This is a genomic window from Aquicoccus porphyridii, from assembly GCF_008369105.1.
Taxonomy (GTDB): Bacteria; Pseudomonadota; Alphaproteobacteria; order Rhodobacterales; family Rhodobacteraceae; genus Aquicoccus; species Aquicoccus porphyridii.
Map to the genome: position 1 here is coordinate 87,491 of NZ_VINQ01000008.1, position 24,509 is coordinate 111,999.

The window sequence follows — 24,509 nt, forward strand, 5'->3', positions numbered from 1 at the left end:
CCTAGTTCCTGCATGTTCGGGTATAGCTTTTATCCGTGCTGCGGGTCGAGAAGCCCTTGATCCCCACGGTGAAGCTGAAATCCGTCGATGGGGTGAGGATAACGGATGAGGTGAAGCGACGCGAGAGCGAAAGATCGATCTCGACGCATTCATTCCGGTAGATCAGGCCGATCCCCGCCTCGGCCGCCTTGTTCGAGACCACGTCATAACGGACATTGGCGCGGCTCGACCAGTGGCGGCCGATCCGGTAGAGCCCGTCGATCGACCATTCCGAGACAGTGTCGGGGCGATCCTCGAACGCGTCGGAGCCAAGCCAGATATAGCTTGCCCCGAGCGCAAGGCGCGAGGTCTGATACCCGGCGCGGGCCTCGCCCTTGGAAAGGTCGAGGTTGGTGTCAAACAGGGCCCGGGCGGTGAGCGACAGGCCCTGTGCCGATTTGAGTTGACCCGCCACCAGCAGATCGGAGCGGGCGCCGCGCAGGCCCGATGTCGGCGAAAAGGCGTTGTCGGCGCGCGCGCGGGCGACCTGTCCCAGCGTCAGGTCCGATTGCCAGCCACCGGGGCCAAGGCGGCTCCAGTTGAGGCCATAGGCCGCGACCGCGCCGCGTTCGCGCCGGTCGGGGGCGGGAAAGCGCGACAGCGACAGCAGATTGCCCTCGTCGAATTCGACCCGGGTGCTTTCGTCATTGGCGACCGAGAGGCGCTTGCCGCCGGTCCAGCCGAATTGCACCACCGGTTCGATCACATGCGCCGCGCCGCTCGGCGTGATCTTCTGCCATGGCCAGCGCAGGGTGACGGCGGCCATCGGGGTCACCCCGGCCGCGCGGCGGGGCCGGGTGGCATCGTTGGCGGTGACGAACTGGTCGGCGGCGAACCCGGCCTGCATGCGCGCGCGGATACCGCCCGCGAGCGTCCAGTTGCGCCGCCACATCGCCTCGACCCCGAAGCGGGTCACGTCGCGCCCGTCGACGATGGTGTCGGAATCGGGCCCGTCGATGGGCAGGGTGGAATAGCGGTGATGCGTGTGTGCGCCGGCCGAGAAGCGAAGCTCGCCCCCCAGCGCGCGGGGAAAGAACCGCCGTTCATAATCGAAATTGCCGATGATGGTGGGCAGGGTCGAGGCGTCTTCGCCGACGCGCAGGCTATGGTAATGCACCAGCGCGCCGCTGATATATTCGTCGCGGCGCACGCGGCTCAGCGTGATATCGCTCTTGAGCCGGTCCCTGTCGGAATAGCCGTAGTCGATCAGGTAGCTTTTGTCGCTGACCATCTCGATGCCGAAGCCGAGTTTGAAATCGCGCTTGAGGTCGAACTGGCCCCGCCCGAAGAGATAGGCGCGCGTGTTGGGAAAGATCGTGTCATTCGATACCGCGCCTTCGAATTCGATCCGCCCGCGGCGAAATGCCTGGCGATAGCGCAATTCGAGCGTGCGGGTGTTGCGCGAGATGAACGGCGCGATGGTCAGGTCGCGGTGATCGCCAAGCCGGATGAAATAGGGAACGCGGATGCCGGTCCCGAGCCGCGAATTGCCGCGCAGGCTGGGGATGAGAAAGCCGGTGGCGCGGGCGAGCGTCGGATCGGGCAGGCGCAGCCGGGGCAGGTAGAAGATCGGCACGTCCATGACCCGCACCTGGGCGTCTTCGAAATAGAGCTGTCGTTCGACCTGATCATGGATCACCTTGCGGGCGCGGATCTGCCAGAGCGGCGGCTCGGTGGAGTTGCAGACCCGGCAGGAGGTGGCGGCGGTCTTGTAAAGCTGCGAGTAGCGGCCGTTGACGCGGTTGAGTTGATGCGCGGCGAGCTGAACCTGTTGATTGAGCACCATGCGTGCCCCGCGCAACAGCCCGTTGCGAAAGCCCGCATCCATCTCGGCGGAATCGGCAAGAACCAGCGTGTCATTGCCTTGCGTGATGGTGATCGGCCCCTCGATGGTAAGCTGGTCGCCCTCGCGGTCATAGGCGATGCGGCTTGCCTTGATCCGCGTGCCGTCCTGCAAGGCCTCGACATTGCCTTCGGCGACGAGCCGGGTCTTGCCTTCGAGAAAGACCTTGTCGGCGACGAGAATGGCGGGGGCGGCGGGTTGGGTGTCCGCCTGTCTCTCGCCTTGGGCCGTGGCGAGGGCGGGCAGGGCCAACGACAGGACCAGCGCGAGAGCCGCGACGAGCGCGGCGCGGAACGGGAGCAAGCGGGGGGGCATCATCCGTCCTCCGTGTTGAGGACGAGGCCGAGACCCAGCAGCACCGAGGCCACCGGTGGGGCCCAGGCCGCGAGCATCACCGGGATCTGGCCGTTTTCGCCCAGGATCTGCCCGAAATTGCGGATGAAATAGAGTGAAAAGCCGATCAGGAGCGAGACAAGCACCGCCACCCCGGTGCCGCCGCCGCGCTGGTGACGCATGGTGAAGGCGGCGCCGATCAGCACCATCGCGACGAGAAACAGCGGCCGGGCCAGTTCCATCTGGAGCCAGACCGCGTGGCGGCGCGGCGAGAACCCGGCCTGTTCAAGCTGTGCGATGACTGCGGGGAGATCCCAGATCGAGATCGCGTCAGGGCGGCCGAAACTGTCGCGGATGCGGTCCTGCGTGAGGGTCGAGGGGAGGCGCAGCTCGGCGTGGGATTCGGCGGTGGCCTCGGGGTTGAGACCGGATGCGAGCGGCCATGACTTGGCGTCGCGCATGCGCCACGCGCCATCGGCAAGCTGGGCCTCGCGCGCCTCGATCCGGCGCTGCGGGCCGCCTTCGGGGGCGTAGATGATGAAGCTCAGGTCATAGAGGATCGAGGCATCGGCATTGGCCGCGGTGGCGCGGATCACGGTCTGGCCCTCGGGGCCGCCCTGCCGGAGCCAGAGCCCTTCGGAGGAGATCGACAGCACGTCGGCGCCGCCGGAGACATGGCGCTGGAACAGTTCCTGGTAGCGTTTCGAGGTGGCCGAGACGATCGGGTTGAAGGTGCTGACCGCCAGCCCGCCGATGAGCGCGGCCACCAGCACCGGGGCGATCAGCGTCTTGAGCCCCGAGCGCCCGGCGGCGCGCACGACCACCAGTTCCGACGACCGCGCCAGCCCGATGAACAGCGCGACCGTGGCGAGAATCATCACCAGCGGCAGGATGGTGTTGAGCCCGCCCGGCGCCGAAAGCAGCGTGAGCCCGATCACTTCGGCGAAACCGACATCGGTGTGGTCGAGTTTGCGGACCTGTTCGATGAGATCGACGAGCACCTGGAGCAGGAAGAAGAGGAACAAGAGCCCGGTGAAGATCCAGGCGAATTTGCGCGCGAAATAGAGGTGCAGCCTCATGCGCTCACCTCCAGCGGGGGGCGGCGGCGCGGGGTGCGGGTGCGTGCGGCAAGCGCCAAGAGCCCGGTCGCGGCCCCGAGCCCCAACAGTGGCGCGGCATAGATCAGCGGCCAGAGTTTGGGGTCGGCGCGCACCGGGTCGGTCACCAGCCCTTCCGTCAGCTTGAGCATCACCAGAAGGAAGATCGCGCCGGTGATCTGGCGCCAGACGCCAAAGCGGCTGAACGTGCCGGTGAGCAGCGCGGCAAAGCCGATGAGCGCCGCGGCGAGACAGAAGAGCGGCTGGGCGAAGCGGCTGTGAAGCTCGTCGGTGCTGAGCCCGGGTGCGGCCCCGGCCCGCGCCGCGACCCCGTCAGGATCGCGGAGGAGATCGGCGGTGGTGGCGTGGCCGACCTCGAACCGCGCGGTTTGCTGGTCGTCGATCAGGGCGCTGATATCATAGGAAAAATCATCGAAATGCGTGGTAAAGAGGCGGCCGGTCGCATCGGTGTGCGATTGTGAAAGCCCGTCGACCATCACCAGTTTCGACGTGTCGTCATTGCGCACGAGATAGGCCTCTTGCGCGGTGTAGGTCTGGCTTTCGCCGGGATTGCGCCGGTCGGAGAGGAACACGTCGCGCAGCGCGCCTTCGGGGGTGATTTCGCGGATATAGAAGGTGACGCCGGTGGACGGGTGCAGAAACGTGCCCTCGGTCAGAAGCTTGGCGGTGATGTTGCGCGAGATCTCGATCTCGCGGTCCTTGAGCTGTGCCAGCGACATCGGCACCAGCGCATGGGTCAGCACCGACATCATGCCCGCCACGATCAACCCGAAGACCAGCACCGGCCGTGCCAGCCGCCATGGCGAAAAGCCGGTCGCCTGCATCACCGTCAACTCGCTTTCCGAGCTGAGCCGGTTGGTGACATAGACCGCCGCGGCGAACCCCGCCACCGGCAGCACGAGGCGGATCACGCCGGGCAGGGTGAGCGCGGTGAACTCGGCAAAGACCCAAGCGGTCTGGCCGTCGCCGATCAGCGTGTCGAAGAGTTTGACCGCGCGGTTGATCCAGTAGATCGAGACCAGAACGAGGGCGAAGAATCCGAACAGGACCATGAGCTGCGACAGCAGGTATCTGTCGAATCTGGCCAAGTCCGCACTCCCCCGAGGCACCATGTAGGTAACAAGATATTGCGCGGACATTACAGGAAAGCCGAAGGGATGGTAAACTGCTATCTGGCCAAGTTGGCGGGTGCACGCTAGGACTCGCGCATGAGCGAGATAAAGGGAGCCGCGCCATGACAGAACCCGTCACATTCACCTTTGCCGAGACCGATATCGACCGCATTGCCGGGGCCGAAGGCCGCGTGGCGGTGATCGTGGGGGGCGATGGGCGGCTCGACCGGGGTGCGCGGCGGGTGAACCGCCTGACCAAGGGGGCGTTGGCGCGGCTGGTCGAGGGCGAGCGGTTCGCCAAGGCCAAGCCGGGCGAGGTGCTGAGCCTTGCCTATCCGACGGGCATGGCGGCCGAGGCGGTGGACGTGGTCCGGCTCGATCGGCGTTGTGACGTGCAGGACGCGCGCCGCGCGGGCGTGGCGCTGGCCCGGGCGATGGGCAAGGCGGATCTCATGCTGCTCGCGGGCAATCATGCGCGGCTCGCTGCCATTGTGACCGGGCTTGCCCTGCGGCATTATGATTTCGACCGGCACAGGAGCGCCGAGCCGGACCCGCGCGGCGCGGTGACGGTGATGTGCGCCAAGCCAGAGGAGGCCGAAGCCGCAGTGGCGGCCCCGCTGGCGGTGGCCGAGGGGGTGCATTTCACCCGTGACCTGGTCAACGAACCGGCCAATCACCTGACCACGATCAGTTTTGCCGAGCGGCTCAAGGAGATGGAGGCGCTGGGCCTTGAGGTCGAGGTGCTGGAGGAGCCGGATCTGGAAAAGCTTGGTATGGGCAGTCTCTTGTCGGTGGGCCAAGGCAGTGCGAGCCCGTCGAAAGTGGTGGTGATGCACTGGAAGGGCGGCAAGGCGGACGACAAGCCGCTGGCTCTCGTCGGCAAGGGCGTGGTGTTCGATACGGGCGGGATATCGCTCAAACCCGCCGCCGGCATGGAAGACATGACCATGGACATGGGCGGCGCAGGCGTGGTGGCGGGCGTGATGCGCACGCTGGCGCGGCGCAAGGCGGGGGCCAATGTCGTGGGGCTTGTCGGGTTGGTCGAGAACATGCCCTCTGGCACGGCGACACGGCCCGGTGACGTGGTGCGCTCGATGAAGGGCGACACGATCGAGGTGATCAACACCGATGCCGAGGGGCGTTTGGTTCTGGCCGACGTGATGTGGTATGCGCAGGAGCGGTTCGCCCCCGTGGGCATGGTCGATCTGGCGACGCTGACCGGGGCGATCATCATCGGGCTGGGCCATGAAAGGGCGGGCGTCTTTTCCAATGACGACGGGTTCTGCAAGAGTTTTCTGAAGGCGGCCGAGGCCGAGGGCGAAGGCGCGTGGCGGATGCCGCTGGGTGAAGCCTATGACAAGATGCTCAAATCCACGATTGCCGACATGAAGAACGTGGGCGGGCGGCCCGCCGGGTCGATCACCGCGGCGCAGTTCCTTGGGCGATTCGTCAAGGAAGGCTGCCCGTGGATTCATCTCGACATAGCCGGGGTGGCCCACGTCAAGGACGAGACCACCTATGCCCCGAAGGGCGCGACGGGCTGGGGCGTGATGGCTCTCAACCGGTTGGTGGCGGAGAATTACGAGGGATAACGGGGCCTTATGGGCGATGTCTATTTCTACCACCTGACCCGGAGGCCGCTTGAGGCGGTACTGCCCGATCTGCTGGCGCGCTCGCTCGCGCGCGGTTGGCAGGTGGCGGTGCGCGGCACGGACGCGGGGCGCATGGCATGGCTCGATGAGCGGCTGTGGCTGGAGCCGAAGGACAGTTTCCTGCCGCATGGAGTGGCGGGGGGGCCGCATGACGCGATGCAGCCCGTGCTGTTGACCAGCGAAGCAGCGATGCCCAACGGCGCGGCCTGCCTGATGGCGGTGGACGGGGCCGAGGTGACAGGCGCGGAGGTGGGTGCGCTCGACCGGGTGTGCATCCTGTTTGATGGCAATGTCGATGCGGCGCTGACCCGTGCGCGGGCGCAATGGAAGACGCTGACCGAGGCGGGCTGTGCGGCGAAATACTGGTCCGAGAAATCGGGCCGCTGGGAGATGAAGGCCGAGGCGGGCGGTTAGGGCGGCGGGCGGCCGAGGCAACGGGTGGTGTTCGGTGGTTATGCGGACTTTGCCGCAATCAGGGAATGGCAAGCGCCTTGGTGACGGCTGCCTGACAGTGAAGCTCCGTCGTAGAAAAAGCCTGTATCGGCGCGTCTTCAGGTGCGAGGAGAAGTGGGATCTCGGTGCAGGCCAGCGCTACGCAGTCTGCGCCGCGATCACCAAGTGATGAGATTACGTTCTTGTATTCTTCGCGCGTTGCGCTCGAAAAATGGTTCTGAACCAGCTCTTGATAAATGCTGTCATGGATGAACCGCTTTTCAGCTTCATTCGGGATGAGCACGTCAATGCCGTTGCGAGCCAGGATTTCGGGGTAGAAGTCCTCCTCCATAGTCTTGCGAACGCCAAGAATGGCCGCCTTGCTCAAACCTTTGGACTTGATGGCATCGGCCGTTACCTGGGCGATATGCAGGAATGGGATGTCCAGGTCGGGTTGGAGATCGGGCACAAAACGATGCACGTCGTTGCAGGTAATGACGATGAAGTCAGCTCCGGCAGCATGTAAAGCTTGAGCAGAGCGTCCTATTTGCGCACAGGCGGCAGCTTCATCCTGCCGATCTATGACGGCCTCGACATATTCCTGCCGATTTACGCTTTCGAGAACAATACGTGCGGAAGACACGCCACCGGAAATTTCCTGCGTGATCTCGTTGACGCGCTTGTAGTACTCGGCGGTGGAAACCCAGCTCAATCCGCCGATCATGCCAATCTTTTTCATGTCGATCCTCGTTTGATCGGACGATAGCCGTGGGAACAAATGACCACAATGGTCTCTCAACTGCCATCCACCCCGCCCGATCAGGTTTGACCTGTTGCCACGAGCGCTTTCCTGACGCGGCGGCATTTCTCGGGGGTGGCCTTGCAACCCGGAGGGTGGGGCGCTACCGCTGGCCTGTTGACACGTTAACGGAATATCCCATGGCCGCCCCTGCTGCGCCCGATGTGCCCGCGCGCACCCCGCCCCGATTGCTTACCCTGATCCTGCTGACCGGCATCAGCGTTCTGGCGCTCAACATGTTCCTGCCGTCGATGCCCAAGATCGCGGCCGAGTTCGAGGCCGATTACGCGCTGGTGTCGCTGGCGCTGGGCGGCTACCTCGCGATGTCGGCGCTGTTGCAGATGATCCTTGGCCCGCTCAGCGACCGGATCGGGCGGCGGCCGGTGATGATTGGCGGGATCGCGGTTTTCGCGTTGGCCTCGATCGGCTGTGCGCTGGCGGAAAATGTCTGGGTTTTCCTCGGGTTCCGGATGCTGCAATGCGGGGTCGGCGTGGGCATGGTGCTGTCGCGCGCGGTGATCCGCGACATGTGCCCGCCCGAAGAGGCGGCGCGGCTCTTGGGCGTGGTGGGCACGGCGATGGCGCTGGCGCCGCTGATGGGGCCGGTGATCGGCGGGGTATTGGACGAGCTTTTCGGCTGGCGGGCGAGTTTCTGGCTGTTCATGGCATTTGGCGTGATGCTCACCTGGCTGGTGTGGTCCGACATGGGCGAGACCAACCTGACCCCGTCGGCCAGTTTCGCGGATCAGTTTCGTGCTTACCCCGAGCTGTTTCGCGCGGCACTTTTCTGGGCCTATTGCGTGGTGCTCGTGTTCTCGGTGGGTGGGTTTTACGCCTTCATGGGCGGTGCGCCACAGGTGGCCGAGGCGCAGTACGGGCTGAGCCCGACCGAGCTTGGCATCGGGATGGGGTCGACCTCGGCGGGGTTCATGCTCGGCAATATCGTTGCGGCGCGGATGACGCGGCGCTGGGGGATCGTGCGGTTGATGATCCTGGGGCGCTGGGTGGTGGTGATCGGGCCATTGCTGGCGATGGCGGCGGTCGCGGGGGGTGCGCTGCACCCGGCGGTGTTCTTTGCCGGGTCGGTCTGTGTCGGGATCGGTAACGGGCTGACCCTGCCGGGGGCGAATGCCGGTGTGATGTCGGTGGCGCCGCACCTGGCGGGGTCGGCCTCGGGGCTTTCGGGGGCGTTGACGCTGGCGGGGGGTGCCGTGATCTCGACGCTGGTGGGGGCGCTGGTGGCCAATGCTTTCGGGGTTTACGTGCTGATGGGGGCGCTGTCGGTTTCGGGCATGATCGGGCTCGTCGGGGCCTATGCGGTGGGGCGTCTGGAACGGATGCGACCGCAGATGTAAGCGGCGCCCGATGTGGCGGCTTTTCAATCCCCGTGGCCCATGCTAGGGCGACGCCAATTCATTCAACCACCCCCTTGAAGGAGCCTTGACACATGGCACTCGAACGCACGTTCAGCATCATCAAACCCGACGCCACCCGCCGCAACCTGACCGGCAAGATCACCGCGATGCTGGAAGACGGCGGGCTGCGCGTCGTCGCGTCGAAACGTATCCGGCTGACGCTGGCGCAGGCGCAGAGCTTTTACGGCGTCCACAAGGAGCGCCCGTTCTTTGATGAACTGTGCGAATTCATGATTTCCGAGCCGATCGTGGTGCAGGTGCTGGAAGGCGAGAACGCCATTGCCAAGAATCGCGAGATCATGGGCGCGACCAACCCTGCCGAGGCCGACGAGGGCACCATCCGCAAGACATTCGCGCTGTCGATCGGGGAAAACTCGGTTCACGGATCGGACGGGGCGGACACGGCGAAGGAAGAGATCGCGTTCTTCTTCTCGGGTCTCGAACTGGTCGGCTAAGTCCGCCGTTCGATCACGCCAATCGCGTTGAGGGCCGCTTCGAGATCGGAGCGGCCCTTGTCATGTCCGCTCGCCTTGATCGCGTCGAATCGCTTGCGCAGGGCGGCTTTCTCATCGCCCTTACAATCGTTCCACGGGCGGCCCTGAAGCCCCATGACGAGCACGTAATAGGCGATGAAATGCGGCCGCTGGCCGGTTTCGAGGAGCCTTGCATAGGCAGCATCCGGACCGATCTGGCGCAGCTCTTCGGCCGAGGTGATTCCGGCGCGGGCAAAGGCCGCTTCCATCGCGGGGCCGAGATTGCGGATCGAGGAAATCGGGGTGCTCATGTGCGCAGAATAGGTCGCCGGCGTGGCACTGTCACGTCAAAGCGAAGTGTAATCGGTGATCACGGGTTTCGGCCTGGCCCCGGGGCGAAATGCGGCGAAAACGGAGTCGGGGATCGGATGTGGCCATGGCGCAACGAGGCGCAAGCGCATTTTTCGCGAATATCCTATCAAGAGGCGCTTGACGCCCCGCGCGGCTGGCCCTAAACACGGCGCCACGCTCAGGCGAACAGCCCGGGCACAAGCAGTGGGCGGTTGTAGCTCAGTTGGTTAGAGTACCGGCCTGTCACGCCGGGGGTCGCGGGTTCGAGCCCCGTCAACCGCGCCACCGCTGCTTTGAAAAGGCGCCCCTTGCGGGCGCTTTTTTCGTTATCGGGGTAGTGCAAGGCGGCGGCATGATGCGATTTCTGGACAGTCTTTCATGGACGGTGCTGGCACTCATGGCCGTGTTGCTGGGCCTCGCGCCGTTCGTGCCCGAGCCGCATATCTGGGAAAAGCTCAAGATGCTGGCGGCGGGTGAGTTGACGCGTGGCATCGACATTTTCGATCTTGCGATGCACGGCGCGCCCTTTGTCCTGCTGGCGTTGAAGGGCGTGCGCGCGGTCAGGAACGCTCAGCCCCGCGCGTAATCGTATCCGAGGGTCGATTCGAGGGCGAGGTCAAGCTCGCCCATCATCAAGGCGTGGTCGGCGGTATCGAGCCCTGTGGGGGCCGTGTCGATCGGGACCGCCCGGCGGAAGCGGTTGCCCATGCGGCGGGTGACACCTTGGAACGCGTCGCTCTTGCGGTCGAGCCCGAGCGCGTCGCTGGCCCATGTGATGAAGGCTTCGGGGTCGGCCTGCACCTCTTCGGCGCGCAGCAGCATCAGGTTGCAGTCGCGGTTGAGCATGCCCAGCATCGCCGCCAGCTTGACCCGGCGCAGGGCAAAGAGATTGGGGAAGGGCGCGCCGGTGACGGGGTGGCGGTCGAACTGCAATTCGCGGTTGTGCACATCCTTGGCGATCTCGGGCGGGATTTCGTCGAAATCGCCCAGCCGGTCGACCACGCCGCGCCATTCGGCGCGCAGGAATTCAGGAAAACCCAGCGCCTGGATCGCGGGGTCGGCATGCCAGGGGCGCCTGAACATCGACAGCGCCCAGCTTTCGGCGTGGCGCACCACCACGATGGTGAGGAAGTCGGCCGGGATCGCGACCATGTGGGGCGCGGCATGTTTCCATCCCAGCGCCTCGCTGCGCCGGATTTGCAGGTTTTTCTCGATCAGTTTGCGCACGAGGTTGGTGGCGCTGGCGCGTTCGCCGAGCACCTGGAACCGGGTGAGGGCGAGATCGTTGACGCGCGCGATAAGCCGCCCGCTCTGGCGAAAACCCTCGGGGATGGGGTAGGTCATGCGGCCCGGCCTCGTTTCTGTCGGCACGCATTGGCGGGCCGTTTGGGCGAAGAATATTTCATTTCTTTTGCCGCATCAAACCGGTTAGGACATCACACGACATGAACAAGGCCCCGGTCGGGGGCTGAAAGGGGTGCGAGGGGCGATGCAATCGAAGGTGGCGGCACTGACCATGGTGCGCGAGGATCTGTTTTTCCTGCGCGCATGGCTACGGCATTACGGCGAGGTCCTGGGGCGCGAGAACTGCTATATCGTCAACCATGGCCGGGGCGAGGCGGTGGCCGACCTGGCCGCGGGGTGCAACATCATCGGCATTCCGGGCGATCCGCACAGGAATTTCGACATGAAACGCTGGCGGCTCTTGAACAACCTCGTGATGGGGCTGCGCAGCTATTACGATCACGTGGTCGTGGGCGACGTGGATGAATTGGTGGTGGTCGATCCGGCCAGCGGCAAGAGCCTGCTGGAATACCTTTGGGATGCACCGCTTCGGCGGGTTCTGACGCCGCTTGGGCTGGAGGTGATTCACCGGATCGACATCGAGCCCGAGGCGGTGGGCGCGCGCATCCTCGGGCCGCGTCGGCATGTGCGGCTGGCGCCGCATTATTCCAAGCCTTGCGTCGTGTCGGTGGGCACCAAGATCGCGCGGGGCGGGCATTTCACGCAACATGGCAAGCTGCATGCGCCGGATGATCTTTACCTGTTCCACCTGAAATTCTGTGATTTCCCCGAATATGTCGGCGCGATGAACCGGCGCAACGCGGTCACGGAAGAGATCGGCGCGGGGGTGAAGGAAACGGCGATCGGGCGGCACTGGTTCGCCGAGGCGCGCGGCGAGGATCGGGCCGTCTTCAAGGGGTTCGCCGCGCTTGAGACGGTCGAGGGGTTCGACATGGCGCCCTATCGCCAGCATATGCGCGACACGTTCGGCCCGCGCGGCGATACCGGGTTTTACGAGTTCGATCGGCCGGATTATGGCTTGCAGTTCAAGCTGCCAGAGCGGTTTTCCGGCCTGTTCTGAAGCCCCGTCAAAGCGGCTCGGTCGTGACCGGGGCGGGCGCGGCGAGGCGTGCGGTTTCCTGCCCCGCCTGTCCGCCAGTGAGGGTGAGCGCCATGACAAGCGCGATTGAGGCCAGGGTGGTCAGGGCCAGGATCGTGGTTTTGCGGGTCATTCTTGCCTCCGTCTTGCGTTGGCCCGCTTGTGGGCCGCAGTCGTCGAGGCAGGATGGGCGCAGGTCGCCCTGTCATTCAAAAACAGGTGGAGCCGGGGGGCGTGTTATCCGATAACAGGCCGGGTTTTGCCCGGCCTGTGACGTTTCTGCGAGCAGGTTTCAGACCTGACCGCCGGCGATGCGCACCTCGGTGCCGTTGGTGCTCTCCGACAGGGGGTTACACAGCCAGAGCGCGGCGGCGGCCACCTCTTCGGGCGAGATCAGTTTCTGGTGGCGGTTCATCTGCACCATCATGTCGCGCGCCTCGTCCTTGGACACGCCGGCGCGGTCGGCGATGGCGTCTGTGTTGCGAGTGACGATGGGGGTGTCGACATAGCCCGGGCAGATCGAGTTGAAGGTGTAGGGCTGGCCGAGGAAATCCTCGGCAAAGCTGCGCATCATGCCCACGACGCCGTGTTTCGAGGCGGCATAGGCGCCCGCGCCCGGCGCACCGCGCAGACCGGCGATGGACGAGACCGCGATGACCCGCCCCCAATCGGTGCCGGTCATCGAGCGCAGCGATTCGCGGATGGTGAAGAAACAGCCGTCGAGATTGATCGACATGATGCGCCGCCAAAGCTCGGTGTCGGTCTTGTGCAGCTTGCGCCCCTCGGCGATGCCCGCGTTGGCGACGCAGATCTGGACCGGGCCGCGGGCGGCCACGGCGGCGTCGATGCCGTCGCGCACCTGCGCCTCGTCGGCGACGTCCATGGCGAGCGGGTGCATGCCGTTCTCGGCCACCTCTTCGAGCACCGAAAGCCGACGCCCGGTGATCGTGACCTGCGCGCCCTCGGCGGCGAGGGCGCGGGCGATGGCAAGGCCGATGCCGGTGCCGCCGCCGGTGACGAGCGCGTGTTTGTCGTTCAACATCATTTGGATATCCTCCCTGATTTGTGCCCACAGTAGCGAGGCACGCCCCGGGGGCAAGTCGTGCCGTTCCGTCATGGCGGTCGACATTCGGATGGCCGAATGTGTATAAGCCGTGACGCGAATTCGCGCAGGCACAGGAGGGCGCAAGGGATGCTGAAATGGATCGACATTCCGCCGGCCTGGCTGGCGCTTTGCCTCGGGCTGGCGTGGTGGCAGGCGGTGCATTACCCGATGGGGCTGAGCTTCGGCGGCGCGCTGGCGGATTTCCTTGGTGGGCTGCTGGTCGGGGCGGGGCTGGTGTTGATGGCGCTGGCGGTTCACGAGATGCGACGCCAGCGCACCACGATCATCCCGCATCGCGAGGCCGACGCGCTGGTGCAGACGGGGATATTCTCGCGCACGCGCAACCCGATCTACCTCGGTGATGCGCTGATCCTTCTGGGGTGTATCCTCTATTGGGATGCGGTGCTGGCGTTGCCACTGGTGCCGGTCTTCGTGTGGTGGATCGAACGGCATTTCATCATTCCCGAGGAAAACCGCCTGCGCCGCCAGTTCCGCGCAGATTTCGCGCGCTATTGCCAAAAGACGCGGCGTTGGGTTTGACGGATGGAAAATCCGACGGCATGGAGCCTCGAGCGACAAAACAGGGTTGCAATGCGACATCGCGGCAATCGAAGATCGTGACGGGATATGCCATAAGGGCAGCCAGCCACGCGAGGGGCCGTGCCGGGGGGCGCGGTGAACAGGAACGAAAAGGGAAGTGACAAGGTGAAAATCGGAACGCCAAAAGAAGTCATCGAGGGGGAAGCGCGTGTCGCGATGACCCCGGACTCGGCGCTGCAATTGCAGAAGCTGGGCTATGAATGCCTGATCGAGACCGGCGCCGGACTGGCCGCGGGTTTTACCGACGCGGCCTATAAGGAAGCCGGGGTCACGATCAAGAAAACGGCCAACGCGCTGTGGAAGGATGCCGACATCATCGCCAAGGTGCGCATCCCCACGGATGAGGAAATGGGCCGTCTGACCAAGAACAAGACGTTGATTTCCTTCTTCAATCCCGGTGGGAACGAGGCCGGCCTTGAGGCCGCCAAGGCCAAGGGCGCCAATGTCATCGCGATGGAGATGGTGCCGCGCATCAGCCGGGCGCAGAAGATGGATGCGCTCAGCTCGATGGCCAATATCGCGGGCTATCGCGCGGTGATCGAGGCGGGCAACAATTATGGCCGGTTCTTCACCGGTCAGATCACGGCGGCGGGCAAGGTGCCCCCGGCGCGGGTTCTGGTCGTGGGCGCGGGCGTGGCGGGTCTTGCCGCGATCGGGGCCGCGGTGAGCCTTGGCGCGGTGGTCTATGCGTTCGACGTGCGCCCCGAAGTGGCCGAACAGGTCGAATCGATGGGGGCCGAGTTCGTCTATCTCGATTTCGAGGAGGAACAGCAGGACGGCGCGGCGACCGGCGGCTATGCCAGCGTGTCGAGCCCCGAATTCCGCGAGGCGCAGCTTGCCAAGTTCCGCGAATTGGCGCCGGAGATGGATATCGTGATCACCACCGCGCTGATCCCCAACCGCGAGGCCCCCAAGCTGTGGCTCGAGGACATGGTGAAGGCGATGAAGCGCGGGTCGGTCATCGTGGACCTGGCCGCCGAGAAGGGCGGCAATGTCGAGGGCACGGTCGCCGATGAGAAGGTCGTGACCGACAATGGCGTCACGATCATCGGCTATACCGATTTCCCGAGCCGGATGGCGGCGCAGGCGTCGAGCCTTTATGCCACCAACATCCGGCACATGATGACCGATCTGACCCCGGAAAAGGACGGTCAGGTCAACCACAACATGGATGATGACGTGATCCGTGGGGCCACCGTGGCCTTTGACGGCGAGATCACCTTTCCGCCACCGCCGCCCAAGGTGGCGGCAATCGCGGCGCGCCCGCAGGAGAAAGTCAAGGAACTGACGCCTGAGGAAAAGCGTGCCGCCGAGGTGGCCGCCTTCAAGGCGCAGACCAAGCAACAGGTGACGCTTCTGGCTGTCGGTGCGGCGCTGGTGCTGACGGTGGGGCTCGTCGCCCCGGCGAGCTTCATGCAGCATTTCATCGTGTTCCTGCTCTCCGTCTTCGTCGGATTCCAGGTGATCTGGGGCGTGAGCCACAGCCTGCACACGCCGCTCATGGCGGTGACCAACGCGATCTCGTCGATCATCATCCTCGGCGCGTTGATGCAGATCGGCTCGAGCTCGGTGCTGATCACCATCCTCGCCGCGCTCGCGGTCTTCATGGCCGGGATCAACATTTTCGGCGGCTTCCTCGTGACACGGCGCATGCTCGCCATGTTCCAGAAATCATAAGGCGGAGGGGATTATGGACTTCGGATTCACGATAGCGGCCTATGCGGTCGCAGCGGTTCTCTTCATCCTCAGCCTTGGCGGATTGAGCGGACAGGAAAGCGCCAAGCGCGCGATCTGGTACGGGATCGTCGGCATGGCGATCGCCGTTCTGGCCACGCTGGTCGGGCCGGGGCAGGGGCTTTGGCTTCTGTCGCTGGTGCTTATCGGTGCGGGGGGACTCGTCGGGTATCAGCTCGCCACGCGCGTGCAGATGACGCAGATGCCCGAGCTGGTGGCGATCATGCACAGCCTTGTCGGGCTGGCGGCGGTGTTCGTGGGGCTCAATGCCGATCTCGAGATGGGGCGCGTCGCCGCGGCCTTTGGCGAGGCTGGGCTGGCCTTTCCGCGGCTCGAGGAAGCCTCGCTCGAGGCGATGGCATTTGCCAAGCAGTTCACCGGGTTTGCCGCGATCGTCGCCAAGAAGACGGCGGTGGAAATCAACATCCTCAAGGTCGAGCTGATGCTGGGCATCTGGATCGGCGCGGTGACCTTCACCGGGTCGGTCATTGCCTATGGCAAGCTGGCCGGGAAGGTCGACAGCGCGGCCAAGAAGCTGCCGGGCGGGCACATGCTCAACGCGGGGGCGGCGGTTCTGTCGCTGGTCTTTGCCGCGATGTACCTGGGCGGTGCGGGCATGTGGACGCTGATCGTGCTCACCTTGCTGGCGTTCTTCATCGGCTATCACCTGATCATGGGGATCGGCGGGGCCGACATGCCGGTGGTGGTGTCGATGCTCAACTCCTATTCGGGTTGGGCCGCGGCGGCGATCGGGTTCAGCCTCGGCAATGACCTCTTGATCGTGGTCGGTGCGCTGGTGGGCAGCTCGGGGGCGATCCTGAGCTATATCATGTGCAAGGCGATGAACCGGCATTTCGTCAGCGTCATCCTCGGCGGGTTCGGCGGCACGTCGGGTCCGGCGATGGAGGTCGAGGGCGAGCAGGTCGCGATCGAGGCCGATGGCGTGGCCTCGGCGCTTGACGAGGCGGACAGCGTGATCATCGTGCCGGGCTATGGCATGGCGGTGGCGCAGGCGCAGCAATCGGTCAGCGAGTTGACCAAGCGGCTGCGGGCCAAAGGCAAGAACGTGCGGTTCGCCATTCACCCGGTCGCGGGGCGTCTGCCGGGGCATATGAACGTGCTCCTGGCCGAGGCGAAAGTGCCCTATGATATCGTGCTGGAAATGGACGAGATCAACGAGGATTTCCCCTCGACGGACGTGGCCATCGTCATCGGTTCCAATGACATCGTGAACCCGGCGGCACAGGACGATCCCAACAGCCCCATTGCCGGGATGCCGGTGCTGGAAGTGTGGAAGGCGAAACAGGTGTTCGTCAGCAAGCGCGGGCAGGGGACCGGGTATTCGGGGATCGAGAACCCGCTCTTCTTCAAGGAGAACACGCGGATGTTCTATGGCGATGCCAAGGCCAGCCTCGACAAGTTGCTGTCGCTGATCGAGTGATCCGACAATCATAGTTCGGGAAAGGGCGCCTTGCGGGGCGCCCTTTTTCGTTGAGGACCGCCCCCTCTGGCGACCGCCCACCCGCCCCGGTCGCCAGAGGGGGCGGGTCTTGGGGTGACGGTGGGTGCCTCCGGCGGGAGTATTTTCGGCAAGATGAAAGCGGGGCGGGGTGCGCCGATGGCGTGGCGTGCCGCAACGGCACATGGATGGCGCGTTGATCGGGGGGCAGGGATGGCCTAGCAGATGGGAAACGCCGGAGGGAGGGTTTCCATGAGCGAGAATATCATCATCACCCGCGAGGGGCGGGTCGTCACGCTGACCATTGCGCGGGTCGAGAAGAAGAACGCGCTGACGCAGGAGATGTATGGTGCGATGGCCGATGCGCTTGAGGCTTATGCCGAGAGCGATGCGGACCGCGCGTTGGTCATCACCGGGGCGGGGGACATGTTCACCGCCGGCAACGACCTCAAGGATTTCGCCAAGGGTGATCGCGAGACCGGGGTGCCGCCGGTCTGGCGGTTCCTGCATGCGATCCGCGATTGTCCCAAGCCGGTGATCGCCGCGGTGAACGGCCCCGGAATCGGGATCGGGCTGACCATGCTGCTGCATTGCGACCTGGTCTATGCGGGTGAGAGTGCGACGCTGGGCGTGCCCTTCGTGAAGCTGGGGCTGGTGCCGGAGGCGGGATCGTCGCTCTTGCTGCCCGCCGCGGTGGGGATGGCGGTGGCCAATGACATGCTTTTGGCCGGGCGGACCCTGAGCGCGGGTGAGGCCGAGCGGTTCGGACTGGTGGCGCGGGTGTTTCCCGATGCGGAACTGATGGGCGCGGTCAGGGAGATCGCGCGCGGGGTGGCCGCGTCGGCGCCGGTGGCGATGAAGCTTTCGAAAGGGTTGATCCGGCAGGGGCGCGAGGCAGTGGCCGACAGCATGGCTGCGGAGTCGAAGCTTTTCGCGGCGCAATTGCAGGGACCGGAATTTGCCGAGAGCGTTGCGGCCATGGGTGAAAAACGCGCGCCAGACTACGGCTGACAGGCCCCGCGCGGTTTTGGCCGATTGAGTGGAGCGGCGCAACGGGTATTCTGGCCTTGAGTGACGCGACGCGAGGACAGGACCGGTGGAAGATCATCCGCTCAGATACGAGCTTGCCAACGAGATGCATGCGCGGCCTTTTCCGGCGCTCGATGTGCCGTGCACGGCTGTGTTTCTCGCGTTGAAGCGGCCCGGAAATGCGGCCGGGCGCGACCGGGGCGAGGACATGGCACATCTTCGTGCGCTGCTCGACCGGCACGGCGCGTCGCATCCCAAGGCCGATGCCACGCATTATTTCGGGCAGGTGGGGCGGTACTGGCTCAAATGGGAGAGCCATACCGAGGTCGTGACCTATACCGCCTTTTCCGGCGGGCTGTCGTTGCGCGTCTTTGACCCTGCCGATTTCGAAGTCTTTCCGGCGGATTGGCTGGAGGCGGCGCCCGGACAGCGGATCACGTCGGCCCTGATCCGGGTGGAGCCGCGGGGGAACGCGGACGTGGATGCAATCGCGGCACGGATGGCCGACTGGTTCGAGCCCGAGAGCCTTGCCGTCAGTCACGTTCTGGACGATGCGGCGGTGATGGCGGGCGATTTCCGGATCGACCCGGCGGGGCATCTGCGGTTCGCGGTTTTCGTCTCGGACGGGGTGGGCCAGCGGCGGGTCGGGCGGATCGTGCAGCGGCTCTGCGAGATCGAGACCTACAAGACGCTGTCGTTGTTGGGATTTGCGCGGGCCCGTGCGCTTTCGCCGGAACTGGCGCGGACTGGCGCGCGGCTTACCGCGCTGGTGGAGGACATGGGAGAGAAGGCGCGCCCGGCGGAGGAGACGCTTGGGCAGTTGCTGGAAGTGTCGGGGATGCTGGAGCAGATCGCGGCGCAGACCTCGTTCCGGATCAGCGCGACGGCGGCCTATGAGCGGCTGGTGCATGAGCGGGTCGAGGTGATGCACGAGGTGCGGTTCGCCGGGCGCCAGACCTTCGCCGAATTCATGCTGCGGCGGTTCGATCCGGCGATGCGGACGGTCAGGGCCACCGAGGCGCGGCTTCAAGTAATGGTGGCACGGGCGGCGCGGGCGGCGAACCTGTTGCGCACGCGCGTTGACGTGGAGCGCAGCGCGCAGAACCAGGCGCTTCTGGAGAGCATGGACCGGCGGGCCGATCTGCAATTGCGGCTGCAACGCACGGTCGAGGGGCTGTCGGTGGTGGCGATCAGCTATTACGCCGTGTCGCTGGCTTCATACGCGCTTTATCCCCTGGCCGAGGCGACGGGCCTGGCCAAGGGGTGGCTCACGGCGGCGATCACTCTGCCGGTTGCGGGGCTTGTCTGGTGGTTGATCCGGCGGGTTCAGCGGAAACTGCACTGAGGCCCGCGCGCATGGCCAGGCCGCCCACACCGATGGCGGAGATGGCAAGGATCGCGGCCAGCGACAGGGTGGGAATTCCCGACAGCCCGGCACCCACGGTGCAGCCGCCCGCAAGCACGCCGCCTGCGCCCATCAGCACCGCACCGGCCATGTAGCGCCCGGTCTGGCGCGCGCTCTCGAAACTGGCCCACTGGAACTGCCCCCGGATGAGCGCGGTCAGCGCGGCACCGACCAGCACACCACCCACCAGCCCGGTGCCGAACCCGGGCTCTATGGCGGTCGAGGCGATGGTGTAGAACAGCGCCTCGGTCGTGGGGGCGGTGAAAGACAGTGATGCCAGCGGGATCGGTTCGAACGTATCAAAGAGGATGAAGCCGGTGCCGACCCAGCCCAAGGGCACCAGCGCGCCCAGCAAGCCCGCCAGCACCAGCGTGCCGGTGCGGTTGCCCGAACGCAGCGCAAAGGCCAGGGCGGCCAGCGCGATAAGTGCGGCCCAGAGCAACGCGGGGCCGGGCAGGGCGGGTGCAACATCAAGTGTGATGCTGCCCAGCGTGGTGCGCACGGGGGCAAGCACGCCTTTGAGCGTGGCATGGGCGACCACGGCAAAGACCACCAGAACCAGCACGGCGCGCAGGTTGCCGGTGCCGCCCAGCACCGTCAGGCGCGAGATGCAACCACGTGTCAGGATCATGCCGGCACCGAACATCAGCCCGCCCAGAACGATGGCCAGCACCGGCAGTCCGGGCGCCATGAAGCGGTGATCGCCAAAGGTGATCCAGCCCTGCGCAACCGCGGCTTGCGTGCCCAGCACCGCCACCGCCAGCGCGGTCAGCCATACGCCCGCAGCCTGTCGCCGGTCGTCACCGTCGATGATGCGCCGGAAGCAAAACCGTGTGATCTGTGCCAGCGCGCCGAAGGCCAAGCCAAGGGCGAGCGCGTACCATACCACAGCCTGTGGCGCGGTCAGGGTCTCAAAGCCGAAGCTCTCGAACATGGGGCACCTTTCGTTCAAAACAGGAATTTCGTTCCAGATGCGCCCGTGTCGCGTGCATATCAAGCCCGCAGGGTGTTGCATGCCCGATCCGAGGCGGAACAGTTTCCCGATTCATGGCCTGTTCGAAAAACGTCGGTTTGCCCTGCACCGCCCGCACAAGGGCAACAGCCCGCCACGAGGGCGGGCTGGTGATACTGGTTCTTTTTTGCTTTAACGGCCGCGGATGCGCGGATCGAGCGCGTCGCGCAGCCCGTCGCCGAGGTAATTCACCGACAGGACGGTGAGCGAGATCATCAGGCCCGGCAGCATCACCCGTTCGGGATATTCCTGCATCCGTGGCACCGCATCGGCCAGCATTTTGCCCCAGGTCGGGAAATCCGAGGGGAAGCCGACACCGAGGAACGAGAGCGCGCTTTCGGTGATGATCGCGGTGGCAAGGCCCAGTGTGGCCGAGACCATGAGGGGCGAGAGCACGTTGGGCAGAAGGTGGCGGAAGATGATGCCGCGCGAGGTGGTGCCCGCGGCGCGGGCGGCGAGCACGAATTCACGTTCCTTGAGGGCGAGGATGTCGCCGCGCACGATCCGCGCGGCCTGCATCCACGAGGTGACGCCGATGACACCGACGATGAGGATGAACATGCCCATCTCGGGGCCGAAATTGGCCCTGAGCGGTTGTCGGAACAGCGTCACCGCGACCAGCAACAAGGGCAGGATCGGCAGCGACAGCACAAGGTCGGTGAAGCGCATCAGCGGCCCGTCGAGCCGTTTGAAGAACCCGGCCAGCACGCCGATGGTGGTGCCGATCAGCATGGTCAGGATCATTGCGGCCCAGCCCACGGCCATCGAGGCGCGCCCACCCGCGATGACCTGGGCCAGTTGGTCACGTCCGAGATTGTCGGTGCCCAGCGGGTTGCCCCAACTGACCTTGGCGTCCGAATTCCAGATCGCGGTGTAGATCGGGCGCACGTCCTTGTTGCGGATGTCGAGTTTCTTGGGGTCGATCTGCCAGATCATGTCGCCGAACAGCACGGCCAGCGTGACGAAGATCAGGAAACCGCCGCCCAGAAGCGCGCCCTTGTGATGCTTGAACTGGTCCCAGACATCGCGCCATTGCGAGCGCGCGGGCTGGGTGATCTCGGGGTCCTGAAGGGCGTTGAGCGGGGTGTTGGGCATGGGATCAGTCATATCGAATCCTCGGGTCGAGAAGGCCGTAGAGGATATCGGCGATCAGGTTGAAGAGCACGATGAGTACCGCGAACATGAAGGTGATGGTCAGCACCATCGGCAGGTCATTGGCAAACAGCGCGGTGATCAGCAACTGGCCGATACCGTTCACCGAGAACACGACCTCGGTGATGATTGCGCCGCCGAAGATGGCGGGCACGCCGAGCGCGATCACGGTGACGACGGGGATCATCGAGTTGCGCAGCACGTGGATCATGACGACGATCGCCTCCGAGAGGCCCTTGGCGCGGGCGGTGCGCACGTAGTCCTGATTGAGGTTGTCGAGCATTGAGGCGCGCATGAAACGGCTGATCTGGGCGGTGGTCTGAAGCGCGAGCACCATCACCGGCATGAGCATCTGCTGGAGTTGAAACACGAAGCTGTCCCAGTCGTCGACCACATGGGTAGTGTCATAGATGAAGGGGAACCAGCCCAGTTGCACCGAGAAGATCACGATCAGCAGCGGGCCGGTGAAGAAGGGCGGGATGGAAAAGCCGATCATGGTGATGAATGTGCCCGCCTGATCGAACACCGAATATTGCCGATAGGCCGAGTAGATGCCGATGGGAATGGCGATCAGGATGCCCACGACATAGGCCATGCCCACGACCCAGAGCGTTTGCGGCAGGCGCTGCACCACGATGTCCATCACCGGCGAGCGGGTCTGCCACGAGATCACGCGCAGATCGCAGGGGCCTTCGACGGTCGGACCGCAGGCGGTGTAGAGATTGGTATCGGGCAGCCAGCCGAACAGGGCGCTCTTGTTGGTGAGCCAGTCGATGAAGACCTGCGGTTCGATCCAGAACATCTGGACCAGCCATTTCCAGAACTGCACGTGGATCGGCTGACCGAGGCCGAGGGCCTCGCGCATCTTCTGCTTGACCTCGGGCGGGACGGTCAGCGGCACCTGGGCCATCGGGTCGCCGGGGGCAAGTTGCAGCAGAAGGAAGATGATAAGAGCGATGAACAAGAGTGTCGGCACGGATAGAACCAGCCGTCGGATGGTATATGTCAGCATGGGGGACGCCCTTGTTGATCGGTCTTGTTGTTTTTCTTGCGGCGATATGTATGCGCGCGCGCCCCGTGAATTCGGGGGGGCGCGCGCGCCTTTATCAGCTCAGTCGCGGATCACTCGGTGCGATACCAGTCGGCCGCGTTCCACAGCAGGCTGTCCCAGGTGCTGTGCTTGAACCCGCCGAGCGTGTTCGACACGCCGGTCACACGGCCACGGTTCACCAGCGGAACGATGGTGTAGGTGTCCTTGGTCAGCATGTCGTTCATCTTCTTGGCCAGTGCCGCGCGCGCCTCGAGCTCGCCAGTGGCGGCCAGTTCGTCGATCATCGCGTCATAGGCGGGATCGCAGAAGCGGTTGATGTTCTCACCGGCCCATTGGCTCGACGGCTTGGGCTCGTTGCCGCAACGATACTGCGCCAGGTAGGGCTGAGGATCGGCGCCATCGAAGTTGTTGGCATACATTTCCACGTCGGCATAGAACTTCTGGAACGTGTCGGGCGAACCCGGGTCGCCGCCGAAGAAGACCGATGCGTTGACGTTGCGCAGCTCGGTTTCAACGCCGATTTCTTCCCACCACTGTTTGATCAGCGCCTGAAAGTCCTGACGGACGGCGTTGGTCGAGGTCTGGTAGAGCAGCGAAAGGCGCATGCCATCCTTGGTGCGCACGCCGTCCGATCCCATGGTCCAGCCGGCTTCGTCGAGAAGCGCGTTGGCGCCGTCGATGTCCTGCACCAGACAATCGGTGTTGTCGCTGGCATAGATTTCCGGGGCGGGCACCAGGTTACAGGTCGGCGTACCTGCCTGACCATAGCCGATTTCCGTCAGCAATTCGCGGTCGATCGCCATCGAGAGCGCCTTGCGCACACGGATGTCCGACAGGATCGGGTGCGGATGCGCGACGGTCGCGCGCTCTCCTTCGGGGAGATCGGGAGACGGATCGGTCATGTTCATCTCGATCCGCTCGACCAGCGTTCCGAAGGCCGATTCCGCCTTGCCCATGCCGCCCTCTTCCATCTTGGCGAGCACGTCGGGGGCAAGTTGCAGGTTCCATGCGATGTCGTATTCGCCGGTTTCCATCACCGCGCGCCCGGCGCCCGTGGCATCGCCGCCGCCTTTCAGCGTGAGCGTGGCAAAGGCGGGCTTTGCCGGGTCACGGTAGTTGGGGTTGGCGACATACTGGATCACGTCGTTGGGCTTGAACTCTTCCACCATGAAGGGTCCGGTGCCGATGGGCCCGAAATTCGCGTCGGTGCATTCCTGCGCCTTCGCGCCCATGCAGTTCTCGTACTGGGCCTTCTGGATGATCGGCGATTGCGCGCCCATGAAGGCCGAGTAAGGATAGGGTTGCGGCCGCTTGAAGTTGATCACGACGGTCAGATCATCCGGGGTTTCGATGCTTTCGACCCCTTCGAATTTCGAAAGCTGTGCACAGCCCCCTTCGGGATGCATGCAATAGTCGGCGGTGAATTTCACGTCGGCCGAGGTGAAGGGCGTGCCATCCGACCAGACCAGGCCTTCCTTGAGTTTCCAGGTGATCGAGGTCAGATCCTCGGCCACGCCGCCATTCTCGATCGTCGGGATTTCCCGTGCGAGGAACGGCACCATGTTGCCGTTCTCATCGAAGCGGCCAAGCGGTTCGATCACCAGCGACGAGGCCTCGATGTCCTTGGTGCCGCCCGAGAGATAGGGGCTCAGGATCGAGGGCGCCTGCCAGTAGATCACGCCGACATGGCCGTCCGATCCGCGCTCAGCCATGGCCGCGGGGGCCAGTGCGAACGCTACGGCGGCGCCGAGCAGGGTTGATTTCATTTTCATGTCTCACTCCTTGTTGGACAGGATTTGAACCTGTGCGTTTGTTGCCACGCGAAGGGCGTGGTTTTCGATTGGTTTGCCGGAATGATATGTAACACATTCGAGGGGACAAAAACCCCCGATTTCGCGCATCCGCCCCGACAACTGTGACGCATCACAGACCGAGTGGCCGCAAATTGCAAGGCTTGCGTCCGGGTCTGCGCCTTTTTTTTCATCACCGCCCAATTGTTTGACATCTTGCCG

General features: G+C 64.7%; 23 protein-coding genes and 1 tRNA gene. 12 read left to right on the forward strand and 12 right to left on the reverse strand.

Features of this window, described 5'->3' with window-relative positions:
* Nucleotide 1: 1 nt before the first annotated feature.
* The 3 genes from FLO80_RS11925 to lptF are packed head-to-tail and all read right to left on the reverse strand — an operon-like array spanning nt 2 to nt 4,421.
* Entirely contained in the window at nt 2–2,197 is a 2,196-nt protein-coding gene (locus FLO80_RS11925) for an LPS-assembly protein LptD (protein ID WP_246156666.1), read from the reverse strand.
* Nucleotides 2,197–3,294, reverse strand: coding sequence for an LPS export ABC transporter permease LptG (lptG, locus tag FLO80_RS11930; protein ID WP_111366699.1), 1,098 nt, complete (start codon nt 3,292–3,294; stop codon nt 2,197–2,199). The genes FLO80_RS11925 and lptG overlap by 1 nt, the downstream gene beginning before the upstream one ends.
* Nucleotides 3,291–4,421 carry an LPS export ABC transporter permease LptF gene (gene lptF, locus FLO80_RS11935; protein WP_246156667.1) on the reverse strand — a complete coding sequence of 377 codons (1,131 nt, stop codon included), beginning with the start codon at nt 4,419–4,421 and terminating at the stop codon, nt 3,291–3,293. The genes lptG and lptF overlap by 4 nt, the downstream gene beginning before the upstream one ends.
* Nucleotides 4,422–4,567: 146 nt before the next feature.
* Between lptF and FLO80_RS11940 the strand changes: the two genes are divergently transcribed.
* Together FLO80_RS11940 and FLO80_RS11945 are read left to right on the forward strand one after the other, a co-directional pair.
* Nucleotides 4,568–6,037: a leucyl aminopeptidase gene (locus FLO80_RS11940; RefSeq protein WP_111366701.1), complete on the forward strand. Its 1,470-nt coding sequence runs from the start codon at nt 4,568–4,570 to the stop codon at nt 6,035–6,037.
* Nucleotides 6,038–6,046: 9 nt separating this feature from the next.
* Nucleotides 6,047–6,511, forward strand: a complete 465-nt coding sequence (locus FLO80_RS11945) for a DNA polymerase III subunit chi (protein WP_111366703.1) — start codon at nt 6,047–6,049, stop codon at nt 6,509–6,511.
* Between the two features lie 58 nt (nt 6,512–6,569).
* Here FLO80_RS11945 and FLO80_RS11950 read toward each other — a convergent pair whose 3' ends face one another.
* Nucleotides 6,570–7,268, reverse strand: a complete 699-nt coding sequence (locus FLO80_RS11950) for an aspartate/glutamate racemase family protein (RefSeq protein ID WP_188078282.1) — start codon at nt 7,266–7,268, stop codon at nt 6,570–6,572.
* A 200-nt stretch (nt 7,269–7,468) separates the two neighbouring features.
* Between FLO80_RS11950 and FLO80_RS11955 the strand changes: the two genes are divergently transcribed.
* Together FLO80_RS11955 and ndk are read left to right on the forward strand one after the other, a co-directional pair.
* Nucleotides 7,469–8,683 carry a multidrug effflux MFS transporter gene (locus FLO80_RS11955; RefSeq protein ID WP_111366707.1) on the forward strand — a complete coding sequence of 405 codons (1,215 nt, stop codon included), beginning with the start codon at nt 7,469–7,471 and terminating at the stop codon, nt 8,681–8,683.
* 92 nt (nt 8,684–8,775) lie between these two features.
* The gene (gene ndk, locus FLO80_RS11960) at nt 8,776–9,198 is read left to right on the forward strand and encodes a nucleoside-diphosphate kinase (RefSeq protein ID WP_111366709.1); all 423 of its coding nucleotides are present in this window, start codon (nt 8,776–8,778) and stop codon (nt 9,196–9,198) included.
* Here the strand turns inward: ndk and FLO80_RS11965 are convergent.
* Nucleotides 9,195–9,527, reverse strand: coding sequence for a TfoX/Sxy family protein (locus FLO80_RS11965; protein WP_111366711.1), 333 nt, complete (start codon nt 9,525–9,527; stop codon nt 9,195–9,197). The genes ndk and FLO80_RS11965 overlap by 4 nt on opposite strands.
* A gap of 248 nt (nt 9,528–9,775) precedes the next feature.
* On the opposite strand from FLO80_RS11965, the gene FLO80_RS11970 reads away from it, so the two are divergent.
* Nucleotides 9,776–9,852 (forward strand) — tRNA-Asp (locus tag FLO80_RS11970).
* 67 nt (nt 9,853–9,919) lie between these two features.
* A complete protein-coding gene (locus FLO80_RS11975; protein ID WP_111366713.1) occupies nt 9,920–10,153 on the forward strand; it encodes an RND transporter in 234 nt (77 codons plus the stop codon).
* Here the strand turns inward: FLO80_RS11975 and FLO80_RS11980 are convergent.
* The gene (locus FLO80_RS11980; RefSeq protein WP_111366715.1) at nt 10,138–10,911 is read right to left on the reverse strand and encodes a hypothetical protein; all 774 of its coding nucleotides are present in this window, start codon (nt 10,909–10,911) and stop codon (nt 10,138–10,140) included. The genes FLO80_RS11975 and FLO80_RS11980 overlap by 16 nt on opposite strands.
* A gap of 145 nt (nt 10,912–11,056) precedes the next feature.
* Between FLO80_RS11980 and FLO80_RS11985 the strand changes: the two genes are divergently transcribed.
* Complete coding sequence (locus FLO80_RS11985; RefSeq protein WP_111366717.1) at nt 11,057–11,932, forward strand: glycosyltransferase family protein; 876 nt, start codon at nt 11,057–11,059, stop codon at nt 11,930–11,932.
* A gap of 7 nt (nt 11,933–11,939) precedes the next feature.
* Here FLO80_RS11985 and FLO80_RS22870 read toward each other — a convergent pair whose 3' ends face one another.
* Together FLO80_RS22870 and FLO80_RS11990 are read right to left on the reverse strand one after the other, a co-directional pair.
* Entirely contained in the window at nt 11,940–12,083 is a 144-nt protein-coding gene (locus FLO80_RS22870; RefSeq protein WP_188078283.1) for a hypothetical protein, read from the reverse strand.
* A 159-nt stretch (nt 12,084–12,242) separates the two neighbouring features.
* Nucleotides 12,243–12,995: an SDR family NAD(P)-dependent oxidoreductase gene (locus FLO80_RS11990; protein ID WP_111366719.1), complete on the reverse strand. Its 753-nt coding sequence runs from the start codon at nt 12,993–12,995 to the stop codon at nt 12,243–12,245.
* Between the two features lie 147 nt (nt 12,996–13,142).
* Here FLO80_RS11990 and FLO80_RS11995 point away from each other — a divergent pair, with 147 nt between their 5' ends.
* The 5 genes from FLO80_RS11995 (at nt 13,143) to FLO80_RS12015 (ending at nt 19,222) form a co-directional block, all read left to right on the forward strand.
* The gene (locus FLO80_RS11995) at nt 13,143–13,595 is read left to right on the forward strand and encodes a methyltransferase family protein (RefSeq protein WP_188078284.1); all 453 of its coding nucleotides are present in this window, start codon (nt 13,143–13,145) and stop codon (nt 13,593–13,595) included.
* 165 nt (nt 13,596–13,760) lie between these two features.
* Nucleotides 13,761–15,332 (forward strand): Re/Si-specific NAD(P)(+) transhydrogenase subunit alpha, encoded by a 1,572-nt coding sequence (locus FLO80_RS12000; protein WP_111366890.1) that lies wholly within the window; start codon nt 13,761–13,763, stop codon nt 15,330–15,332.
* Between the two features lie 13 nt (nt 15,333–15,345).
* Nucleotides 15,346–16,830 (forward strand): NAD(P)(+) transhydrogenase (Re/Si-specific) subunit beta, encoded by a 1,485-nt coding sequence (locus tag FLO80_RS12005; protein ID WP_111366721.1) that lies wholly within the window; start codon nt 15,346–15,348, stop codon nt 16,828–16,830.
* Nucleotides 16,831–17,100: 270 nt separating this feature from the next.
* Nucleotides 17,101–17,859 (forward strand): enoyl-CoA hydratase, encoded by a 759-nt coding sequence (locus FLO80_RS12010; RefSeq protein WP_111366723.1) that lies wholly within the window; start codon nt 17,101–17,103, stop codon nt 17,857–17,859.
* Between the two features lie 124 nt (nt 17,860–17,983).
* Complete coding sequence (locus FLO80_RS12015; RefSeq protein WP_111366892.1) at nt 17,984–19,222, forward strand: DUF3422 family protein; 1,239 nt, start codon at nt 17,984–17,986, stop codon at nt 19,220–19,222.
* On the opposite strand, the gene FLO80_RS12020 is transcribed toward FLO80_RS12015, so the two are convergent.
* The 4 genes from FLO80_RS12020 to FLO80_RS12035 all read right to left on the reverse strand — a co-directional run bounded on the left by FLO80_RS12020 (nt 19,158) and on the right by FLO80_RS12035 (nt 24,269).
* Nucleotides 19,158–20,216, reverse strand: coding sequence for a YeeE/YedE family protein (locus FLO80_RS12020; protein ID WP_111366725.1), 1,059 nt, complete (start codon nt 20,214–20,216; stop codon nt 19,158–19,160). The genes FLO80_RS12015 and FLO80_RS12020 overlap by 65 nt on opposite strands.
* Before the next feature lie 210 nt (nt 20,217–20,426).
* Complete coding sequence (locus FLO80_RS12025; protein WP_111366727.1) at nt 20,427–21,401, reverse strand: ABC transporter permease; 975 nt, start codon at nt 21,399–21,401, stop codon at nt 20,427–20,429.
* Complete coding sequence (locus FLO80_RS12030; RefSeq protein ID WP_111366729.1) at nt 21,394–22,458, reverse strand: ABC transporter permease; 1,065 nt, start codon at nt 22,456–22,458, stop codon at nt 21,394–21,396. The genes FLO80_RS12025 and FLO80_RS12030 overlap by 8 nt, the downstream gene beginning before the upstream one ends.
* Nucleotides 22,459–22,568: 110 nt before the next feature.
* Nucleotides 22,569–24,269, reverse strand: coding sequence for a peptide ABC transporter substrate-binding protein (locus FLO80_RS12035; RefSeq protein WP_111366731.1), 1,701 nt, complete (start codon nt 24,267–24,269; stop codon nt 22,569–22,571).
* Nucleotides 24,270–24,509 lie beyond the last annotated feature (240 nt).

Excerpts from the sequence above, each read along its gene's own strand:
- FLO80_RS11975 (WP_111366713.1), top strand. The coding sequence starts at position 9,920 with ATGATGCGATTTCTGGACAGTCTTTCATGGACGGTGCTGGCACTCATG.
- FLO80_RS12015 (WP_111366892.1), top strand. The coding sequence starts at position 17,984 with ATGCATGCGCGGCCTTTTCCGGCGCTCGATGTGCCGTGCACGGCTGTG.
- FLO80_RS12030 (WP_111366729.1), bottom strand. The coding sequence starts at position 22,458 with ATGCTGACATATACCATCCGACGGCTGGTTCTATCCGTGCCGACACTC.
- FLO80_RS22870 (WP_188078283.1), bottom strand. The coding sequence starts at position 12,083 with ATGACCCGCAAAACCACGATCCTGGCCCTGACCACCCTGGCCTCAATC.
- FLO80_RS11990 (WP_111366719.1), bottom strand. The coding sequence starts at position 12,995 with ATGATGTTGAACGACAAACACGCGCTCGTCACCGGCGGCGGCACCGGC.
- FLO80_RS12020 (WP_111366725.1), bottom strand. The coding sequence starts at position 20,216 with ATGTTCGAGAGCTTCGGCTTTGAGACCCTGACCGCGCCACAGGCTGTG.
- FLO80_RS12010 (WP_111366723.1), top strand. The coding sequence starts at position 17,101 with ATGAGCGAGAATATCATCATCACCCGCGAGGGGCGGGTCGTCACGCTG.
- ndk (WP_111366709.1), top strand. The coding sequence starts at position 8,776 with ATGGCACTCGAACGCACGTTCAGCATCATCAAACCCGACGCCACCCGC.
- FLO80_RS11995 (WP_188078284.1), top strand. The coding sequence starts at position 13,143 with ATGCTGAAATGGATCGACATTCCGCCGGCCTGGCTGGCGCTTTGCCTC.
- lptG (WP_111366699.1), bottom strand. The coding sequence starts at position 3,294 with ATGAGGCTGCACCTCTATTTCGCGCGCAAATTCGCCTGGATCTTCACC.
- FLO80_RS11940 (WP_111366701.1), top strand. The coding sequence starts at position 4,568 with ATGACAGAACCCGTCACATTCACCTTTGCCGAGACCGATATCGACCGC.
- FLO80_RS11955 (WP_111366707.1), top strand. The coding sequence starts at position 7,469 with ATGGCCGCCCCTGCTGCGCCCGATGTGCCCGCGCGCACCCCGCCCCGA.
- FLO80_RS11950 (WP_188078282.1), bottom strand. The coding sequence starts at position 7,268 with ATGAAAAAGATTGGCATGATCGGCGGATTGAGCTGGGTTTCCACCGCC.
- FLO80_RS11980 (WP_111366715.1), bottom strand. The coding sequence starts at position 10,911 with ATGACCTACCCCATCCCCGAGGGTTTTCGCCAGAGCGGGCGGCTTATC.
- FLO80_RS11985 (WP_111366717.1), top strand. The coding sequence starts at position 11,057 with ATGCAATCGAAGGTGGCGGCACTGACCATGGTGCGCGAGGATCTGTTT.
- FLO80_RS11965 (WP_111366711.1), bottom strand. The coding sequence starts at position 9,527 with ATGAGCACCCCGATTTCCTCGATCCGCAATCTCGGCCCCGCGATGGAA.
- FLO80_RS12035 (WP_111366731.1), bottom strand. The coding sequence starts at position 24,269 with ATGAAAATGAAATCAACCCTGCTCGGCGCCGCCGTAGCGTTCGCACTG.
- FLO80_RS11925 (WP_246156666.1), bottom strand. The coding sequence starts at position 2,197 with ATGCCCCCCCGCTTGCTCCCGTTCCGCGCCGCGCTCGTCGCGGCTCTC.
- FLO80_RS11945 (WP_111366703.1), top strand. The coding sequence starts at position 6,047 with ATGGGCGATGTCTATTTCTACCACCTGACCCGGAGGCCGCTTGAGGCG.
- FLO80_RS12005 (WP_111366721.1), top strand. The coding sequence starts at position 15,346 with ATGGACTTCGGATTCACGATAGCGGCCTATGCGGTCGCAGCGGTTCTC.
- FLO80_RS12025 (WP_111366727.1), bottom strand. The coding sequence starts at position 21,401 with ATGACTGATCCCATGCCCAACACCCCGCTCAACGCCCTTCAGGACCCC.